We start from the raw sequence: 16,554 nt of genomic DNA, 5'->3' as shown, positions 1-16,554 counted from the left end.
TTCCAACAATGGGCCAGTGGCGTGCTCGGGCACAGGAAGAATGGCCGCCTCCCACAAAAAAACGCCGACGAAGAAACCTCCGTCGGCGCATAATCAATTGGATGACGTCTTTACGCTGCGTCGGCAGCCACGACGACGGAAATGATCGTGTCGGGATCGCGCACCGGCTCGCCGCGCTTGATCTTGTCCACGTTCTCCATGCCTTCGATAACCTTGCCCCACACGGTATACTGCTTGTCGAGGAAGCGGGCATCGTCGAAGCAGATGAAGAACTGCGAGTTGGCCGAGTTGGGGTTCATGGCGCGGGCCATGGACACCGTGCCGCGCACGTGAGGCTCGGCGTTGAACTCCTGATTCAGGTCAGGATACTTCGATCCACCGGTGCCGGTGCCGTGCGGGCAGCCGGTCTGGGCCATGAAGCCTTCGATCACCCGGTGGAACACGATGCCGTCGTAGAACTTCTCGCGCACGAGCTTCTTGATGTGAGCCACATGGTTAGGCGCAAGGTCGGGCCGCATCTCGATGACGACGGTGCCCTTGCTGGTTTCCATGACGAGGGTGTTCTCAGGATCCTTGATATCGGCCACGCGGGCCTCCTTTCGGTCTTGTTGCCGGCAGCGCTCTTATCACGGCCGGGCGGAAAGTTCGATCGATCAGTTCGGATCGGAAGCAAGACGCGCCTTGACGATCTTGTCCGGGTTTGCCGGCGGTTCGCCGCGATTGATCTTGTCGACCACGTCCATCCCGTCGGTCACCTGCCCCCAGACGGTATACTGACCGTCGAGGAAACCGCCGTCATCGAACATGATGAAGAACTGCGAGTTGGCGCTGTTGGGGTCCTGCGCGCGCGCCATGCCGACCGCTCCGCGTCCGAAGTGCGCCTTGGAGAACTCGGCCGGGATGTCGGGCAAATCGGAACCGCCCATGCCGGTACCGGTAGGATCACCGGTTTGCGCCATGAACCCCTCGATCACCCGGTGAAAGATGATGCCATCATAGAAGTGCTTGCCGACCAGCGTCTTGATCTGCGCGACGTGCTTGGGCGCAAGGTCGGGCCTGAGTTCGATGGTCACCTTGCCCTTGCTTGTTTCCAGGATCAGCATGTTGTCGGGCGAGGCGGCGTTGGCTCCGCTCGCCAGCATGATGCCGGTGGCGGCAAGCGCCGCGAGAAAGGTTCTGCGGATCACATCGATCTCCCTGTTTCCTGTTGTAGCCGGTCACTCGGCCGGGTAGCGGGCGCGGAGTTTCTCCGCCACCTGCGGCGGAACAAAGGCAGTGACATCGCCGCCCAACTTGGCGATCTGCTTGACCAGGCTCGAGGCGACATGGCGAACGCCCGAGGAGGCCCCGAAATAAACCGTGTCGATTTCCGGCGCCATGGCCGCATTCATGCCCGCCATGCCCACTTCGACGTCGAGGTCGGAACTGTTGCGGATACCGCGCACGATGACGCGTGCCTGATGCCGCCGCGCAATGTCGACCACCAGACAGGCGAAGGTAACGACCTCTATCTCCCCCCCGGTCCGCTCGGCGATCGGGGCAACGAGATCGCGCAGCATCGCCTCGCGCTCGGCGGCGTCGAACTCGCTCTTCTTCTCATGGTGGATACCAATGGCCACCACGAGCCTGTCGAACAGGCGCGAAGCGCGCTCGATCACGTCGAGATGGCCGTATGTGACCGGATCGAACGAGCCGGCATAAAGAGCTGTCGTCATGATCACCTGAATAGCCGGTTCGCAGTCTGTTAACAACTGCGTCGCCACTGCCGGAAGGTGCGTTCGACTTGCTGGCTGAACTTAGGCACTTGGTCGCATTTACCACTCGTTAAGCATTAACCCGGATACGTCCAATCCGCCAGATTACGTTAACTGCCGCGTAACGATCCCGCCCGAAACTGTCCCCTTACAGTGGTCTCGCGCAGGAAGGCGGACTGACATGACGAAGCATCGTATACCGCGTTTGAGGAAGATGGCCCTCGTCATGGCCGGGCTTTCGGCTGCCGTTCTGTCGATCGGCGCCACCGAACCCCTCTATCCGGAAGTCAGCCGGGGCGATCAGATGGCGAATCTCACCAACTGCGCCGTCGAAACAGTTGATGGCTTGAAGGTATGCGCCAGGGAGGCGCGGTACGGCATCGGCGTCACCGTCACCACCGTGGCGGCCGGCCTGACCATCGTGGAGTGAGAAACCCAACGAGACGCTTTCTCACGCCTTGATCAGAATGCGGCAAGGGCGCAAGACGTTTGGCCACCGTCTTGCGCCCTGACTTTTTCCGGGATGACGGCGCTGAGATCACTCCTCGACGCCATTCTCCTCGCTGCTCTCCTCGCCGATGTCGGAGATGTGCTCGACCGACACGACCTTCTCGCCCTCGGCCGTATTGAAGATGCGAACGCCCTTCGAGGCACGAGAGACGATGCGAACCTGCCCGACCGGCACGCGAATCAGCTGCCCGCCATCGGACACCAGCATGATCTGGTCGGTCGGCTCCACCGGGAAGCCGGCGACCAACTTGCCGATCTCGTCGAGCTTGCTCTGGTCGGTCGCCTTGATGCCCTTGCCTCCGCGGCCCGAGATACGGAACTCGTAGGAAGACGAGCGCTTACCATAGCCTTGCTCGTTGACTGTCAACACGAACTGCTGGGCCAGCATCATCTCGGCATAACGGTCGGGAGACAAAGCATCGATGCCGTTGCCCTCCTCCTCGGCTTCGTCGACGACCACATCCTCGACATCGGCCTCTTCGTCTCCGGCCATTCGCTGCTCAGCCGCCCACTGCTTCTGGAAGGCGGTCCGCTCGGCCGGGCTGGCGTCGAAATGACGCAAGATGGTCATCGAGATCAGCTCGTCGCCATCGGCCAGCGAAATGCCGCGCACACCGGTGGAATCGCGCCCCTTGAAGACACGCACATCCCCAACGGGGAAGCGAATGCACTGGCCAAGCGCCGACACTAGGAGGAAGTCGTCGTCCTCGGTGCAAGTCTCGACACCGACGATGCCATCGGTCTCGTCGTCGAACTTCATCGCGATCTTGCCGTTTCGGTTGACCTGCGTGAAGTCGCTGAGCTTGTTGCGGCGCACGGTGCCGAGGCGGGTGGCAAACACCACGTCGAGATCCGACCAGCTCCGCTCATCCTCCGGCAGCGCCAAGATCGAGGTGATGCGCTCGCCATCCTGCAGAGGCAGGATGTTCTTGATGAACTTGCCGCGAGACTGCGGCGTTCCGAGCGGCAAGCGCCAGACCTTCAGCTTGTAGGCAATGCCGCGCGAGGAGAAGAACAACACCGGCGCATGTGTCGAGGCAATAAACAGGCGGGTGACGAAATCCTCTTCCTTGGTCGCCATGCCCGAGCGGCCCTTGCCGCCACGATTCTGCGCCCGGTACTGCGACAGCGGCACCCGCTTGATGTAGCCCTCATGCGACACGGTGACCACCATCTCCTCGCGGGCGATGAGGTCCTCGTCTTCCATGTCGGCGTCGGACTCGACGATCTCGGTCCGGCGGGGCGTGGCATAGGCCGTCTTGATCTCGATGAGCTCGTTGCGGATGATCTCAAGCACCCGATCGCGCGAGGCGAGGATCTCGAGATAGCCCTTGATCTCGTCGGCCAGCTGGTTGAGCTCGTCGGAAATCTCGTCCCGGCCAAGAGCGGTGAGGCGCTGCAAGCGAAGATCGAGAATCGCCCGCGCCTGCTCTTCCGAAAGATTGTACGTGCCGTCGTCGTTCACTTCATGGCGCGGATCGTCGATCAGGCGGATCAACGCCTCGACGTCGGCCGCCGGCCAGCGACGGGTCATCAACTGCTCGCGGGCAGTGCCCGGATCGGGCGCGTTGCGAATGACGGCGATCACTTCATCGATGTTGGCGACGGCGATGGCAAGGCCGACCAACACGTGAGCCCTGTCGCGCGCCTTGCCCAAGAGAAAGCGGGTGCGCCGTGTCACCACCACTTCGCGGAAGGCGATGAAGGCCGACAACACATCCTTGAGGTTCATCAGCTGCGGGCGGCCGCCGTTGAGCGCCACCATGTTGACGCCAAAGGACGTTTGCAGCTGGGAGAAGCGATAGAGCTGGTTAAGCACCACATCGGCGACGGCGTCGCGCTTCAGTTCGATGACGACGCGAATGCCATCGCGCGAGCTTTCGTCGCGTAGGTCGGCGATGCCCTCGACGCGCTTCTCACGCACCAGTTCGGCGATTTTCTCGACCATCACCGACTTGTTCACCTGATAGGGAATCTCGGTGACGATCAGCGCTTCGCGGTCCTTGCGAACCTGCTCGATGGCGACGCGGCTGCGCATGACGACGGAGCCACGACCGGTCATGAACGCCTGACGGATTCCGGAACGGCCGAGAATCATGGCGCCGGTCGGGAAGTCGGGGCCCGGAAGCACCTCCATCAGCTCTTCAATGTCGGCGTCCGGATTGTCCATCAGACGGATGGTCGCATCCACCACCTCGCCAAGGTTATGCGAGGGGATGTTGGTCGCCATACCCACGGCAATACCGCCGGAGCCGTTGACCAGCAGGTTGGGGAAGCGCGCCGGAAGCACCGACGGCTCCCGCTCGGACCCATCGTAGTTGGGATTGAAGTCGACGGTGTCCTTGTCGAGGTCGTCCGTCAGCGCCTGCGCCACCCTCTCGAGGCGAACCTCGGTGTAACGCATGGCGGCCGCGCTATCGCCGTCGATGGAGCCGAAGTTGCCCTGCCCATCCACCAGCGGCAGCCGCATCGAGAAGGGCTGCGCCATGCGGACCAAGGCATCGTAGATCGAGCTGTCACCGTGCGGATGGTATTTACCGATGACGTCACCGACCACGCGCGCCGACTTGCGATACGGCTTGTTCCAGTCATAGCCGTTTTCGCTCATCGAGTAGAGGATGCGACGATGCACCGGCTTCAAGCCGTCGCGCACATCCGGCAAGGCGCGGGACACGATCACGCTCATGGCGTAATCGAGATAGCTGCGCTTCATTTCCTCGATGATCGACACCGGCTTGATGTCGGTCGGCTCGGCGCCGTCGGGTGTCTTCGTCTCTTCAGCCAATGGCTTAAACTTCCTGAACTACTCCGCTCCCCAGTCAAAAGACATGAAGGAAGCAGGGATTGTCTTTACGTCTTTACCGCCCGGCCGGACAACGCATCGTCCTTTGAAACCGGACCTGCCGGATATGCTTCGTTCTAGCCGATTCTGACGGCGGAAGCCATGGTGCCCAGCCCCCGTCAACAGCCATCGTGGCGAGCAAATTTACCGTTTCACATCAACAGATTATTCGGGCTTTTTGGTGGCTTCGATCAAGCCGTCGAATAGCTTGCCTAAACTTCGCCACGGACACCGGGCGCCCTTACATGAGAAGAGCACGAAGGACGCCCCGAACCACTCCGAAATCGCCTCAGTTGATCTCGGTGACGAACCTGTCCTTCGGACGGCGCACCTTCTTGAGGTTTACCAGCCAGTCCCTGTCGGCCTGACGATAACCGAGCGGCAGAATGGTGACCGACTTGAGACCGCGCGCCCCGAGCCCAAGCAGCTCGTCGAGAGCCTCGGCGTCAAAACCCTCCATCGGGGTGGCATCCACTTCCAGCATCGCCGCCTGGGCGATGGCAAGGCCGAAGCCGATGTAGGCCTGGCGCGCGGCATGCTCGAAGTTGGTGCGGGCGTCGCGCGGCACGTAGGCCGACAGCAGCCTCTGCCTGTAGGCGTTCCAGTTGGTGAGCCGTTCGCCATCGAGTGCCCGCTCTTCGGCGACAAAGTCGAAGGCTTCGTTGATACGGTCGGCCGTGTAGGTATCCCAGGCAGCGAAAACCAGAAGATGCGAGGCTTCCACGACCTGCGTCTGACCACTGGCGATCGGCAGAATCTTCGCCTTGATGTCCGGGTTGGTGATGACAAGGAGTTCGTAAGGCTGAAGGCCACTCGATGTCGGGGCCAGCCGCGCCGCCTCCACGATCAGGTCGACTTTGTCCTGCGGCACCGTGCGCGACGGATCGAATTTCTTGGTAGCGTACCGCCAGTTGAGTTTCTCGAGGAGCATGAAAATAGCCCTTGGTGAAGGAGGAAACGTTCAAGAAAAACCGCCCGCGTCATGCAGGACGATCTACCTGGAAGGCACAGGAACACTCCTGTGGCGAACCCCGGGGGTCAACGACTTCGCGCAGACGTCACCAAGACGTGACCGCCACTCCCTAGGCATTCGCTGGAGCAGCCGCTTTTCGATCCGGTTGATTCAACCTGATCGGCGGGTGCTATAGTCAGTCTTTCTTGTCATAGGGGTTGTCGCCGGAGCGCATCTGAACCCGGATTGGCGTGCCCGGCATCTCGAAGGTTTCCCTGAGCCCATTGGCCAGATAGCGCATGTAGCTTTCGGGCATGGCATCGGGCCGCGAGCCAAAGATGACGAACATCGGCGGCCGGGTCTTGGCCTGGGTGATATAGCGGATCTTCAGGCGGCGGCCAGCGACGGCTGGCGGCGGATGGTGCTCGATGAGCCCAGTCAGCCAGCGATTGAGGCGGCCGGTGGAGATACGCGTATTCCAGACATCATAGGCGCGCAAAACCGCCTGCATCAGCTTGTCGATACCCTGGCCATTGAGGCCGGAGAGCGTCACCAGCTCGACACCGCGCACCTGCGGCAGCAACCGTTCGCATTCCTCGCGCAACTCCCTGAGCTTGGCGGAACGGTCTTCGACAAGATCCCACTTGTTGAGGCCGATCACCAGCGCCCGGCCCTCACGGACGATCAGGTCGACGATGTGCAGGTCCTGCTTCTCGAACGGGATCGTGGAGTCCAGGAGAACGACAACCACCTCGGCAAACTTGATCGCCCTGAGCGCGTCGGCAACCGACAGCTTCTCGAGCTTCTCCTGAACGCGAGCCTTGCGACGAAGACCAGCGGTGTCGAACAGCTTCACCTCGCGATCACGCCACGTCCAATCGACCGAGATGGAGTCCCGGGTAATGCCCGCTTCGGGACCGGTCAGCAATCGATCCTCGCCGATCATCCGGTTGATCAGCGTCGATTTGCCCGCGTTGGGACGGCCGGTGACGGTGATGCGCAACGGCCGCTGCTCCTGCGGACGAACGAGATTGCCTTCTTCGTCAACGTCGAGGTTGACCACCGCCTCCTCGCTATCGGGCTCGGCAAAGCCGAGACGCCCCTCCAGCGCTTCGCGCAGCGCGTCGTAAAGATCGGACATACCCTGGCCATGCTCGGCCGAAATGGGAATCGCCTGACCAAGGCCGAGCTCGTAGGCCTCCATCAATCCGGGCTCGACGCCACGCCCTTCCGCCTTGTTGGCGATCAGGATCACCTCGCGGTCCATGCGACGGATCATGTCGGAGAAATGCTTGTCGAGCGGCGTGATGCCCGCCCGAGCGTCATACAGGAACAGGATGGCATCCGCTTCGCGGATCGCCATCTCCGTCTGGGCGCGCATCCGACCTTCCAGCGACTCCGGATTTGCCTCCTCGAGACCCGCGGTATCGATCACCTGGAAAACAAGATCGCCAAGCCGGCCGTTGCCGACACGCCGGTCACGCGTGACGCCCGGCGTATCGTCAACCAGCGCCAGCTTCTTGCCGACGAGGCGATTGAACAGGGTGGACTTGCCGACATTCGGGCGGCCGACGAGAGCAACGGTCGGTTGCGCGGGCATGGTCGAGACTTCCTTCAATAGACATCGCGGCGCCGGATCAATCGATCCGCCGCCGCTCGTCAGCTATCCTATGGCGCCGCGATCAGTTCACGGCGATGAGCGTACCGTCTCCAGCGAGAACCATCATCTTGCCAGAGCTCAGGATCGGCGCAATGGCGCCGCTGAAACCTATCTCGGTGGTGACGCCAAGCGCACCGGTGACCGCATCCACCGAAGCGATGCGTCCATCGTTGGACGACGCCCACAGCTTGCCGGCCGCCATCACCGGTCCGGCCCACGAGCCCTTGCGGCTCGACGACGGCCGGAGCGGCAGCGTTTGGGCCCAGATCACCTTGCCCGTCTTGAGATCGATGGCGATCATCCTGTTTTCGAGATCGATCAGGAACAGGCTGCTACCGGACACGACGGGCGTCTCGGCGCTACCGATCGACTGCTGCCACCGAACGTCGCCGGTCTTCAGGTCGAGGGCGACCAGAGCACCACCAATGCCTGTGGCATAGACGGCATCACCATGGATCACCGGACTTGCCGAAGCGTCCCGGAGCCCAGTGATCGCCGAGATGGAGCCACTACCGGTGATCGACGCCTGCCACTTGACGCTGCCGGTGGCGAGATCAAAGGCTTGGATCTGTCCGGTAGATCCGGCCACCACGACGGTATCGGCGGAAATCGCCGCGCTGCCGGCGCCTGCCAAAGAGGCGCCAGACACCTCGGTGGAGGCACGCCAGCCGGCAGCCCCTGTCGCCGCGTCGAAGGCCTGTACCGCGCCGGACTGGGCGGTGACCACCACCTTGCCGCCACCAACCGCCGGAGCAGAACGAGCCGGCGCATCGAGCTTCACGCGCCAAAGGATCGAGCTGGTCGCCGCGTCGATCGACAGCAGTTCGCCATAGCCCGTCGCGGCGTAGACGCGACCACCCGACACGGCAAGTCCGCCGCCGCCGACGGGATCGCTCGAGCTGGAGGGGTAGACGCCGACGTGCCAGACGGCACCGCTATTGGCCACCTTGAAGCCCGAAACGACGCCAGCGGAATCATAAACGTAGACGACGCCGTCGGCCGCTACCGGACGGGCCGAAATGCCGCGTCCCTTGCTGGTCGAAAGCCCCATCATGCCGTTGCCGAAGCCGGACTTGCCGCCCCTGATCGACCAGAAATGCACGCCTTTCAAGGCGCCAGCGACATTGCCAGGATCGTTGGTCGAGGTGCCGCCGGGCTGGGACCACGCAGCAAGCGCCGTCGCCGCGCCGATATCGGCCCGACCATTGGTTACGCCGCGCGTCGGATCCGAGACAGCCAGGATCGAAGTACGGTTGCCTTCGGCGACCGGCTGATCCTTCTTGAAGGGATTAAGGGAAGACAACGAGTCCATCGCCGAGTCCGAACCGCAACCGCCGAGCGCCACGGTGACGACCAATGCGAAGGCCACAGAGGAAAGGCGAAGGAGAGTCGTCATCCGGCAGCTCCACTGTCGGAATCACCGGTTTGCGAAATCGCCAGATCCTGCAGAATGTGCGCCCGATTGCGGGTGCCCGAGGGCGTCGCGGGATCATCGGTCAGCTTCCGGGTCTCTTCACTGACGGTTTTCCAGTCCTCGGCACGAACGGCCGCGAGGGCGACGATCTCGCGCGCCGCGTGGCGCCAGGGGGAGATGTCGTTGTTGTAGCTGGAAACGCGCGCCTTGATCTGATCGAGACTCTCCCGGTCGACGGCAATCAGCGCGGCGCGAACCGCCGCGAGATCGCGAAACGTCTGGTCGACGCCGGATGCCTTGGATAGATCCTCGAACGCAGCAAGGGCATTGTCGGTCTCGCCCATGGCAGCGTGTTCGGAAGCGGCACGGAAGCGGGCAAGCACCTGATACTGCTTGGGGGCATCACTGGCATAGACCGCAAGCGACTCGGCGAGCGCCTTGTGGTCCCCAGCCTTGGCCGAGGCCAGCACTTGCGAGTAGGCATCACCGGCCGCGTTGGCACGGCTGGTCGCCCAATAATCATATCCGCGCCAGGCAGCGGTACCCGCGACGATCAGTCCGGCCACAACGTAGAGGACCCAGCCGTAACGCTTCCACAGCCCCGTCAGCCTGTCGCGGCGCAGGTCTTCACCGACTTCGTCGAAAATATCAGACATCTTCTATCCAACTATCGGCTCGCGACCCTGCCGGCCGCCGCCCATACACGGTTCGCGCCATACTGTGCCAGCGCAACTCATCGACGCCGTTTACAGCCTTTTTCAAAACGACGCCACCTCTTCATGTGGACGATGCCCGAGCGCTTACAGCAACGGCATGCCGATCAGCCACTCATGCAGCCCGAACAACAGCGCCGCCCAAGCCGCAAGCCCGATTGCCACCGCGATCCAGTCGTTCAGCGGTTTGGGCGTCTTCGCAGGCGTGGTCGTCATCGGCCGCGCAATCAGGGAAAAACGGGCGGCCAGAGTCCATATAAAGAAGACGGCACTGAGCAACACGCTGGCGAGCGTCCCGACCACCAGCGCATGGGCGACCGCCCAGAGCGTCACCGACATCAGCATCGGGTGGCGAACGAAGCGACCGATGCGCGTCGGCGTGGGAAAGAAGGAAGACACGAGCAACGGCAGCGACGCCATCATCAGCACGAAGGCAAGCATGCGTGCCCAGGACGGCGGCTCAAACAACAGAACGGGATCCTGACGCGCGAGCCCGTAACCGTAGATCAGCAACAGCAGGCCTGCGAGAGAAACGAGCGAGTAGATGCCGCGCCAGGGGTTGTATCCGATGCGGGCAACCGCCCCCGCCCGCACACCGGGCGCCACGATATAGATCGAATGCATACCAATGAAGAGAACGAGGCCAACGAGGAAAACGGACATTCCCTGCTCCTTGAACACGACACGCGAGGTGGCCGACAGCCCAAAGCGAGCTGAAGCCCGATCACGGGGAACGGCGGGCCACCGCCCTCCCCCAAAGGCTACAAAGCAACGAATTTCACAAAGACGTTCATGACCATAATGAATTAACCCTTGCGTGCAATAGTAACTCTATTTTCACGGGGGATGTCATGTATCGCGCCTTCGCCCTGTTGGGACTGTCACTATGCTTGACCGTTGCGGCACCAGCCCACGCAGCGACGGACGACCGATCGGGCTTCGATGGCATTCCCATGCGGCCGTCGCTGTCTTCAAATGACCGCGCCGACGAATTGGCCATGACGCTCCCGCCCGCCGCCGACATTGCCCAAGCGCTCGCAACGGGACCGGCGACGAGGCAAGCTCTGGGACCGAAGGTTCAGATACGCGTCGACATATCGTCGCAAACCATGACCGTTCTCGTCCACGGCAAGGTCGTGCACGTCTGGAAGGTGTCGACCGCTGGACGCGGCTATGTCACGCCTACCGGATTCTGGACACCCTATCGCATGCACGTCATGTGGCACTCTCGCAAATACGACAACGCGCCGATGCCGCACTCCATTTTCTTCCATAAAGGCTATGCGATTCACGCGACGCCTCACATCAAGCGCCTCGGTAAGCCCGCCTCGCATGGCTGCGTGCGCCTGCACCCGGACAACGCCAAGGCTTTGTTCGCACTGGTCAGGCAATACGGCCCGTCGAACGTACGAGTGTCCGTCGAGCAATAACCACCGCCGGAGTTTCATAGCCTCCGCCCCTCTATAAGGGAGGAACGGCGGAGCGTGTTCCTGCGCAGAATCGTACCGCGCAACAAGCTCCCGGCCGCTGCACAGGCCGCGCCATAGGCCTCCTCAGCAGCATCGTCCATGACATCGCTGTCATCAGCCGACAATCATCCATGGATACGCTATCGGCGACCGAAAACGATTCAACGGGCTCCAGCTCCCAAAACAGGAGCCCAGGAAAACCGTTTCAGACCGATCAGCATATTTGCGTAGAGAATTTTGAGGCGTTCCAAACCTCGTAGCCGCTCCCATAACCGCCCGGCACATTCAAAAATTCTTTCGCCCGGTTTTAGGCAAGATGTATGTTGCGCTGCAGCATTGGCCAATTTTTGAGTTGATTTCATCAAAAACAACATCATGGAAGCCAAATGACGGCAAATATGCGACCGAGACTCCGTCGAAAGTCGTATTTCAGCCGTATTTCAACCCGTCAGCGAAGTTCATTTCGAGCTCCGAATGCTGCCGTGCGAAAACTGCATTCCTGACATGCAGGCCACCCTCTAGCCCTGCATGCCTCGTTCGCCTAATTATCGGGGTGTCGAGAGCGAAGCGCAGCAGACAACAGACTGAAGAGCGCAGCGCCTCACAACCCGAATGGATGAACGAAATGCTGGACACCGTTGTCAACAAGCTCCGCTCCTACCGCAAGTACCAGGAGACCTATCGCGAGCTCTCCCGTCTGAGCACCCGCGAGCTTGCCGACCTGGGCATCTCCCGCGGTGAAATCTCGAACGTTGCCCGCAAGGCCACGCTCTGAACCACGAAATTAGGCTCGCCAGCCGAACTATCCTCCTCCCAGTTCTGCGGCGACCCTGATAGACACCCTGCCGGTTCCTCCTCCCTCCGGCCGGTGTCTTGGAAAGATGGTCCTCCTCCCCCATCTTTCCCTTAGGCGATGATGGTCCTCTCCTCCTCCCAGGACCATTTCGCCGGATTTGTGAGTACCGGCCTGCCCTTCCTCCTCCCTGGGCAACGTCGGTTTGGTCGTGGCAATCCTCCTCCCTTGCTACGACCGTCCTGCGATGCTCCTCCTCCCGCATCGCAGGTTAGCTGTAGCGGCATACCTCCTCCCATGCCGTCTACAGAAAATTGCAGCGCCCACCGGATCTCCTCCCCCGGTGGGCGTTTGCATTTCGAGGCTTTCCAGATCCATTTCTTCGTCGGAGCGACCTCCGGAAAAACGCTGCATGCACCCCTCGGACATGCTATCCCCCCGCCATGACCAATCAGTCCCACGCCCCCATCCACGTCGTCGGCGCCGGCCTGGCCGGCTCGGAAGCCGCCTGGCAAATCGTCTCCCACGACATCCCGGTCGTTCTTCACGAAATGCGTCCGCAGCGCGGAACCGAGGCGCACAAAACCGGCGGCTTCGCCGAGCTGGTCTGTTCCAACTCCTTCCGCTCCGACGACCACCAGAACAACGCGGTCGGTTTGCTGCATGAGGAAATGCGACGAGCCGGCTCACTGATCATGGCTTCCGCCGACACCAACAAGGTACCGGCCGGCGGCGCATTGGCCGTCGACCGCGATGGGTTCTCCGACAAGATCACCGCGACGCTGCGCGCCCATCCGCTTGTCACCGTCGTCGAGGGCGAAGTGGATGGCCTGCCGCCGGAGGACTGGGGCAGCACGATCGTCGCAACCGGCCCGCTCACCTCGCCAGCACTGGCCGAAGCCATCCGCACAACCACCGGCGCCGCTTCGCTTGCCTTCTTCGACGCCATCGCGCCCATCGTCCACTTCGACAGCATCGATATGGACAAGGCTTGGTTCCAGTCGCGCTATGACAAGCCCGGCCCGGGCGGTACCGGCGCCGACTACATCAACTGTCCGCTGAACCGCGAGCAGTATGAAGCGTTCATCGATGCGCTCCTTGCGGGCGAGAAGACCGAGTTCAAGGACTTCGAGAAGACGCCCTACTTCGACGGCTGCCTTCCGATCGAGGTAATGGCGGAGCGCGGCCGTGAGACACTGCGTCACGGACCGATGAAGCCGGTCGGCCTCACCAACCCACGCGACCCCACCGTCAAGTCTTACGCCATCGTTCAGCTCCGTCAGGACAATGCGCTCGGCACGCTCTACAACATGGTCGGGTTCCAGACGAAACTGAAGTACGGTGTTCAGGCCGACGTCTTCAGGATGATCCCGGGGCTCGAGAAGGCCGAGTTTGCCAGGCTCGGTGGCCTCCATCGCAACACCTACCTCGACAGCCCGCGTCTGCTCGATCAGGTGCTTCGCCTCAAGGCAGCGCCCCATCTCAGATTCGCCGGGCAGGTCACCGGTTGTGAGGGCTATGTCGAGTCGGCATCCATCGGCCTCCTGGCCGGTCGCTTCGCCGCCGCCGAACGGCTTGGTGCGGCAGCGGTCCCTCCTCCACCGACCACAGCGCTCGGCGCTCTTCTCGGCCACATCACCGGCGGCCACATCTCCATGGAGGCCGAGGGCGCGCCCCGCTCGTTCCAGCCGATGAATGTCAACTTCGGCCTCTTTCCTCCCGTCGAGTTGCCCAAAGAGCCCGGTCGGCGACTCCGGGGCAACGAGAAGACCATAGCAAAACGACAGGCGATCTGCCGTCGTGCCCTGGATGACTTGACCGAATGGCTCGGCTGATACGTCACTGATAGGGTACTCTGTGAAATCCTCAACCAAGAGAAGCATTTACGGAACAAGTAAGAATTACAAAAGGAAAATCTGGCTTATAAGGTAGCAACGTCTACTTCTGGAACGCAGACGATGGCTTCTGGCGGGTTGCTTCGGATTTTGCGCCGTGTGAACCGACTGGTTCTCCGCCCCGCGAGCGTGCCAGCCTTGATCGCTCTGATCGCCGCCGGGATGCTCGGCCTGCTTGCCGACTACCAGAACCATCAGTTGTTCGAACAACACACGCGGGCGACAGTCGCAGACCGCCTGTCCGTCATTCGGGCGCGCCTCGAGGGCAACATCAACCGCGACATCCAGATCGGCAGGGCGGTTGTAGCCGCCTTCGCCACGCGCCCGGAGCTCGACAGAACCGAATTCAACACGCTCGTCGAACACCTCCTCGCGGCAGGGTCGGATCTTCGTCTGATCGCCGCCGCGCCGGACATGGTCATCACCATGGTTCATCCGCTCGTCGGCAACGAGCAGGCCATGGGCCTCGACTACACGAAGACGCCCGCCCAGAGAGAGGCTGTCGAGCGCGCCAGGGCAACCGGTCACCTCGTTCTTGCCGGTCCGCTCGAACTGGTTCAGGGAGGCGTCGGCATCATCGGTCGTTATCCCGTGATGGTCGACCGACCGGCCGGGCCGCCCGTGTTCTGGGGCATCGTCTCGGCTGTGATCGATCTCGAGCGCCTCTACCGTAACAGCGGTTTGACCGACCCTAGTTTCGATCTCGACCTGACCATACGCGGGCGCGACGGAAAAGGCGCCGCCGGAGAGATCTTCTTCGGCTCGGAGGAGGTTCTGGAGCACGACCCTCTGATCGCGACCGTCAGCATTCCCGGCGGGGCCTGGCAGCTTGCCGCCACACCGAAAGGTGGCTGGCCAGCGCCGCCCAACACGATCAGCTTCCGACTGATGATCGCCCTCATCGGCACGTTCGTTGTTCTGCCGATCCTGATTACGGGCCACCTCTATGCCGAGCGTCGACGCAATCTCGACGAGCTCAGCGAAGCCAAACGACTTGCCGAGGCGCGAAACATCCAGCTTGAGGAGGCAAACCGGCTTGTCCGGCACACCTCGCTGCACGATGAACTCACCGGCCTGCCCAACCGCCGTCATCTCATGGATCGCCTTGGCCACCTGAGCTCCGACACCGGAGAACCGCTCGGCCGGATCGCCATCCTTCATATGGACATCGACCGCTTCAAGCAGGTCAACGACGCTTACGGTCACGCAACTGGCGACCACTTGCTCCAGCATACCGCCGATCTCATGCGCGCCGTATTCCGGCCCGACGACCTCGTGGCGCGTATCGGCGGCGATGAGTTCGTTGCCGTGTGTATCAGCGATGAGCCGGAAGAGTTGGCCAGCGCGCTGGCCGAAGAGCTGATTGCAAGCTTCCGCCACCCGATCGACCTCGGAGAGGTGCGGTGCCGAAGCGGACTGTCGATCGGCATAGCCTGCTCGGAGCCACGAAAATACCAGCCCCGCAAGCTTCTCATCGACGCCGACATCGCGCTCTATCGAGCGAAGAAGCTTGGCCGCAATCGCTTCGAGTTTTTCACCCGTGCGCTGGAAGCCGAGGTCGTCAGCGCCAAACGCCTGGCCGATGAAATACTGACCGGCATCGAAGAGGGACAGTTCACCGCGCACTATCAGCAACAGTTCGATGCTTCGACGCGCGATGTCGTTGGCCTGGAAGCGCTCATCCGCTGGAATCATCCGACGGCAGGCTTGATCGGACCGTCCCGCTTCCTCGAGGCTGCGGACGAGATCAACGTCCTGCCCGTGCTCGATCATATCGTGCTGGAAATGGCCCTCGCCCAGCGATTTCGCTGGCTCTCCACTGGCCTGCGGGTGCCGAGAGTGGCCGTCAACGTCTCGATGGGCAGGCTCCGCGACGAGCGCCTGATCGAGAAGCTCGCGGCAATGGCAATCGAACCTGGTATGCTGGCCTTCGAACTGACCGAGGCAATCTACCTCGACGATAGCGACGACATCGTCGCCGAGAACATCAACCGCCTCAAGCAACTCGGCATAGAGATAGAGATCGACGATTTCGGCACCGGTTATGCCTCTATCGTCAGCCTGATGCGCTTGCAGCCGAAGCGTCTCAAGATCGCCAGCCAACTGACCGCCGAGGTCGCGACCTCCGGTTCGCAGCGCCAACTCATCCGCTCGATCGTGGAGATTGGTCGCACGCAGGGCATAGGCATTGTCGCCGAAGGTGTCGAGACCATCGAGCAGGCGGACATTCTTCGGGATCTCGGCTGCCAAACATTGCAGGGCTACGCGCTCGGCCGACCAATGAGCGCGGATCAGCTGGCCGGCATCATGCCAAGCCAAGTCTAGCCGCCAATCGTCAATCCCAGCGGGCGGGGGCGCCAGTTGTGGACAGCTTGTCTCCAAGGACGATCGGAGCTAAACAATGCCTCGGTCGGCAGTTCACCGAGGCGTCGCTGTCCCCTCAGGGGAAGCTAAACCTGCCATTCCTTTTCGGAAGTCGACGGACACTCCTCGCGTGCCCCGCCGCAAGCCAGCGACCAGCGACAGTCAGAAATGATCGGCACGCGCGAGGA

The 16,554-nt window shown here is 62.0% G+C and carries 14 protein-coding genes; 5 read left to right on the top strand and 9 right to left on the bottom strand.

Going from position 1 to position 16,554, the window contains the following annotated elements; genetic code table 11:
• Positions 1-110: 110 nt before the first annotated feature.
• From M4J40_RS21030 to coaD, 3 genes are all read right to left on the bottom strand, one after another.
• The gene (locus M4J40_RS21030; RefSeq protein ID WP_251756622.1) at positions 111-578 is read right to left on the bottom strand and encodes a peptidylprolyl isomerase; all 468 of its coding nucleotides are present in this window, start codon (positions 576-578) and stop codon (positions 111-113) included.
• Positions 579-653: 75 nt separating this feature from the next.
• A complete protein-coding gene (locus M4J40_RS21025; RefSeq protein ID WP_251756621.1) occupies positions 654-1,142 on the bottom strand; it encodes a peptidylprolyl isomerase in 489 nt (162 codons plus the stop codon).
• 75 nt (positions 1,143-1,217) lie between these two features.
• Complete coding sequence (coaD, locus tag M4J40_RS21020; RefSeq protein WP_257235321.1) at positions 1,218-1,715, bottom strand: pantetheine-phosphate adenylyltransferase; 498 nt, start codon at positions 1,713-1,715, stop codon at positions 1,218-1,220.
• Between the two features lie 220 nt (positions 1,716-1,935).
• On the opposite strand from coaD, the gene M4J40_RS21015 reads away from it, so the two are divergent.
• Positions 1,936-2,184 (top strand): hypothetical protein, encoded by a 249-nt coding sequence (locus tag M4J40_RS21015; protein WP_251756365.1) that lies wholly within the window; start codon positions 1,936-1,938, stop codon positions 2,182-2,184.
• Between the two features lie 108 nt (positions 2,185-2,292).
• Here the strand turns inward: M4J40_RS21015 and gyrA are convergent, their stop codons facing one another.
• The 6 genes from gyrA to M4J40_RS20985 all read right to left on the bottom strand — a co-directional run bounded on the left by gyrA (position 2,293) and on the right by M4J40_RS20985 (position 10,508).
• Positions 2,293-5,049, bottom strand: a complete 2,757-nt coding sequence (gene gyrA, locus M4J40_RS21010) for a DNA gyrase subunit A (RefSeq protein ID WP_257235320.1) — start codon at positions 5,047-5,049, stop codon at positions 2,293-2,295.
• A gap of 346 nt (positions 5,050-5,395) precedes the next feature.
• Positions 5,396-6,037 carry an NAD(P)H-dependent oxidoreductase gene (locus tag M4J40_RS21005; protein ID WP_251756364.1) on the bottom strand — a complete coding sequence of 214 codons (642 nt, stop codon included), beginning with the start codon at positions 6,035-6,037 and terminating at the stop codon, positions 5,396-5,398.
• A 217-nt stretch (positions 6,038-6,254) separates the two neighbouring features.
• The gene (gene der, locus M4J40_RS21000; RefSeq protein ID WP_251756363.1) at positions 6,255-7,658 is read right to left on the bottom strand and encodes a ribosome biogenesis GTPase Der; all 1,404 of its coding nucleotides are present in this window, start codon (positions 7,656-7,658) and stop codon (positions 6,255-6,257) included.
• A gap of 82 nt (positions 7,659-7,740) precedes the next feature.
• Positions 7,741-9,114: a PQQ-binding-like beta-propeller repeat protein gene (locus M4J40_RS20995; RefSeq protein ID WP_251756362.1), complete on the bottom strand. Its 1,374-nt coding sequence runs from the start codon at positions 9,112-9,114 to the stop codon at positions 7,741-7,743.
• Positions 9,111-9,788 carry a tetratricopeptide repeat protein gene (locus M4J40_RS20990; RefSeq protein ID WP_251756361.1) on the bottom strand — a complete coding sequence of 226 codons (678 nt, stop codon included), beginning with the start codon at positions 9,786-9,788 and terminating at the stop codon, positions 9,111-9,113. The genes M4J40_RS20995 and M4J40_RS20990 overlap by 4 nt, the downstream gene beginning before the upstream one ends.
• A 144-nt stretch (positions 9,789-9,932) precedes the next feature.
• Positions 9,933-10,508, bottom strand: coding sequence for an NnrU family protein (locus M4J40_RS20985; RefSeq protein WP_251756360.1), 576 nt, complete (start codon positions 10,506-10,508; stop codon positions 9,933-9,935).
• 188 nt (positions 10,509-10,696) lie between these two features.
• On the opposite strand from M4J40_RS20985, the gene M4J40_RS20980 reads away from it, so the two are divergent.
• From M4J40_RS20980 to M4J40_RS20965, 4 genes are all read left to right on the top strand, one after another.
• Positions 10,697-11,275, top strand: a complete 579-nt coding sequence (locus tag M4J40_RS20980) for a L,D-transpeptidase (RefSeq protein ID WP_311134177.1) — start codon at positions 10,697-10,699, stop codon at positions 11,273-11,275.
• Positions 11,276-11,939: 664 nt separating this feature from the next.
• Positions 11,940-12,089, top strand: a complete 150-nt coding sequence (locus M4J40_RS20975; RefSeq protein WP_084633142.1) for a DUF1127 domain-containing protein — start codon at positions 11,940-11,942, stop codon at positions 12,087-12,089.
• Positions 12,090-12,550: 461 nt separating this feature from the next.
• Positions 12,551-13,942 (top strand): methylenetetrahydrofolate--tRNA-(uracil(54)-C(5))-methyltransferase (FADH(2)-oxidizing) TrmFO, encoded by a 1,392-nt coding sequence (trmFO, locus tag M4J40_RS20970; protein WP_251756359.1) that lies wholly within the window; start codon positions 12,551-12,553, stop codon positions 13,940-13,942.
• Between the two features lie 198 nt (positions 13,943-14,140).
• Positions 14,141-16,327 (top strand): bifunctional diguanylate cyclase/phosphodiesterase, encoded by a 2,187-nt coding sequence (locus tag M4J40_RS20965; protein WP_251756358.1) that lies wholly within the window; start codon positions 14,141-14,143, stop codon positions 16,325-16,327.
• Positions 16,328-16,554: the final 227 nt, after the last annotated feature.

This window comes from Pleomorphomonas sp. JP5 (assembly GCF_023721815.1).
GTDB lineage: Bacteria > Pseudomonadota > Alphaproteobacteria > Rhizobiales > Pleomorphomonadaceae > Pleomorphomonas.
Note: the sequence above shows the minus strand (reverse complement) of the source record. Positions and strands in the feature narration are given on the sequence as shown.

What these genes read in the sequence shown, in the direction of transcription:
- trmFO (WP_251756359.1), top strand. Translation starts at nt 12,551, where the DNA reads ATGACCAATCAGTCCCACGCCCCCATCCACGTCGTCGGCGCCGGCCTG.
- M4J40_RS20980 (WP_311134177.1), top strand. Translation starts at nt 10,697, where the DNA reads ATGTATCGCGCCTTCGCCCTGTTGGGACTGTCACTATGCTTGACCGTT.
- coaD (WP_257235321.1), bottom strand. Translation starts at nt 1,715, where the DNA reads ATGACGACAGCTCTTTATGCCGGCTCGTTCGATCCGGTCACATACGGC.
- M4J40_RS21015 (WP_251756365.1), top strand. Translation starts at nt 1,936, where the DNA reads ATGACGAAGCATCGTATACCGCGTTTGAGGAAGATGGCCCTCGTCATG.
- M4J40_RS20990 (WP_251756361.1), bottom strand. Translation starts at nt 9,788, where the DNA reads ATGTCTGATATTTTCGACGAAGTCGGTGAAGACCTGCGCCGCGACAGG.
- M4J40_RS20975 (WP_084633142.1), top strand. Translation starts at nt 11,940, where the DNA reads ATGCTGGACACCGTTGTCAACAAGCTCCGCTCCTACCGCAAGTACCAG.
- M4J40_RS20995 (WP_251756362.1), bottom strand. Translation starts at nt 9,114, where the DNA reads ATGACGACTCTCCTTCGCCTTTCCTCTGTGGCCTTCGCATTGGTCGTC.
- M4J40_RS21005 (WP_251756364.1), bottom strand. Translation starts at nt 6,037, where the DNA reads ATGCTCCTCGAGAAACTCAACTGGCGGTACGCTACCAAGAAATTCGAT.
- M4J40_RS21025 (WP_251756621.1), bottom strand. Translation starts at nt 1,142, where the DNA reads ATGCTGGCGAGCGGAGCCAACGCCGCCTCGCCCGACAACATGCTGATC.
- M4J40_RS20985 (WP_251756360.1), bottom strand. Translation starts at nt 10,508, where the DNA reads ATGTCCGTTTTCCTCGTTGGCCTCGTTCTCTTCATTGGTATGCATTCG.
- der (WP_251756363.1), bottom strand. Translation starts at nt 7,658, where the DNA reads ATGCCCGCGCAACCGACCGTTGCTCTCGTCGGCCGCCCGAATGTCGGC.